This window comes from Actinosynnema sp. (assembly GCF_052038725.1).
In genome coordinates, this window is the sequence record NZ_JBQGCX010000126.1 from 1 (window position 1) to 2,384 (window position 2,384).

The 2,384-nt window shown below is 72.4% G+C and carries 1 protein-coding gene; it reads left to right on the top strand.

Features of this window, described 5'->3' with window-relative positions:
* Window positions 1-423 precede the first annotated feature (423 nt).
* Window positions 424-2,384 (top strand): S8 family serine peptidase (locus tag ACTUAL_RS02430; RefSeq protein WP_440899120.1); only part of this gene is annotated, 1,961 nt, incomplete at its 3' end.

Sequence of the window (2,384 nt, forward strand, 5' to 3'; positions counted from 1 at the left end):
CCCGCGGCGCCGCTCGGCGCTGGCCGCCCCCCCCGGGGGGCCCCAACCCGGGGGTACCCCACGGCCGGACGGCTCCGGCGGTCGGCCCTTCCGCACGTCCGGGGGAAAACCGAACGGGTGGCCGAACCCCCCGTTCACCGGCTTGATCCGTCTCATTTGACCGTTGCCGGGGAAAACCGTGAGTGCCACCACTCGCATGGAGTAATTGTCTGGCTACGTATACCGATTAGGTTCCCTCAACGAGGTTGACCCGGTGCCGTAGAGGGCGCGGCACCACGCGGGCAGTCCCTACTCGGTGCGCAGTCGGCCCACCCCGGCCCGCCGGTGGTGTCCCCCCTCAGTGCTCCGCGCTGCCCGCCAAGGTCGTACCGGCCTCGGTAGGGGCAAGTCGTGAGTCGTTCCACCAACCGAGCCAGGAAGGCAGTGATCCCGGTCTTCGCCGCGGTCCTGCTCACCGGCTCCCTGTCCGGCGCGGCGCTGGCGGCGGAGGGTCCGCAGGCCACCACGCCGTCCGTGAAACCCGCCAGGGGCCTGGACGCCGCCAAGCTCCAGACCAAGGTGGCCGGTCGCCTGGCCTCGGCGAAGGGCGCGGTGACCGCGTTCGTCGAGCTGGAGGCCAAGCCCGCCGTCGACACCTTCACCGAGAAGACCGGCCAGGGCGCGAGCAAGCAGCAGGCCAAGGAGGCCGCCAAGGCCACCAAGGGCGAGACCACCAAGGTCACCGACCAGGTCGTCGGCGACCTGCGGGCCAAGGACTCCGGCACCAAGGAGCTGTTCCGCACCGCGAACGGCGTGCCCGGCGTGGTCGTCACCGCCGACGCGGCCAAGGTGCGCGAGCTGGCGTCCCGGTCGGACGTGAAGTCCATCCGCACCGTGGTGCCCAAGACCCGCACCAACTCCAGCGCCGTGCAGCTGACCAACACGGCCAAGGCGTGGCAGCAGTACGGCAAGCTCGGCGACGGCACCCGCGTCGGCATCATCGACACCGGCATCGACTACACGCACGCCGCGTTCGCCGGTCCCGGCACGCCCGAGGCGTACCGGGCGATCGACCCGAACGTCGTGGACGCCTCGTACTTCCCGACCGCCAAGGTGGTCGGCGGCTACGACTTCGTCGGCGACGCCTACGACGGCGGCAGCGACGACCCCGCGCTGAGCACCCCGAAGCCCGACCCGAACCCCCTCGACTGCAACGACCACGGCACGCACGTGGCGGGCACCGCGGCGGGCTTCGGCGTCAACGCCGACGGCAGCACCTTCACCGGTGACTACACCACGCTCTCCGGCGAGCAGCTCGACGCGATGCGGATCGGCCCCGGCACCGCCCCGAAGGCGCTGCTGTACGCGCTGAAGGTCTTCGGCTGCGACGGCTCCACCAACGTCACCGCGCAGGCGCTCGACTGGGCGCTCGACCCCGACGGCGACGGCGACTTCACCGACCACCTCGACGTGGTCAACCTGTCCCTGGGCTCCGACTACGGCGCCCCGGACGACCCCGACAGCCTGTTCGTGCGCAAGCTCAACGCCGCGGGCGTGCTCACCGTGTTCTCGGCGGGCAACGGCGGCGACCTGTACGACATCGGCGGCTCGCCCGGCAGCACCCCCGAGGCGCTGACCGTGGCCAGCACCCGCGACGCCTTCGTGCTGCGCGACGCCGCCGAGGCCAACGGGGCCAAGCAGGCCGGCCAGTACAGCCAGAACTTCGACTACGCGGGCTACGACCAGACCAAGCCCGTTCTCGCGCTGACCGACCCGTCCAACCTGGACGGCTGCCAGCCGTTCAGCGCCGCCGACGCCGCCGCCGTGGCGGGCAAGTTCGTGTGGCTGGAGTGGGACGACGTCGACGCCACCCGCCGCTGCGGCTCCGGCGCCCGCGCCAACAACGCCACCGCCGCGGGCGCGGTGGGCGCGCTGTTCACCTCGGCGCTGGAGAACTTCAACGCGGGCATCGCGGGCAACGCCGCCATCCCGGTGTTCCAGTTCACCGGCACCGCCACCTCGGCGCTGCGCCCGGCCCTCGCGGCGGGCACCCTGTCCGTGCGCCAGGCCGGTGACCTGCGCACCTCGCTGCCCACCTACGACCAGAAGATCGCCGACACCCCGTCCGCGTTCACCTCGCGCGGCGTGCGCGGCCCGGTCGTGAAGCCGGACGTGGCCGCTCCCGGCGACACCATCGCCTCGGCGCTGGTCGGCTCCGGCAACGGCACCCTGGTGATCAGCGGCACCTCCATGGCCGCCCCGCACACCACCGGCATCGCCGCCCTCGTCCGCCAGGCCCACCCGGACTGGACCACCGAGGAGGTCAAGGCCGCGGTCATGAACTCTGCGGGCTCGGACGTCAAGGAGAACGGCAAGACCTTCGCCCCCAACCGGGTCGGCGCGGG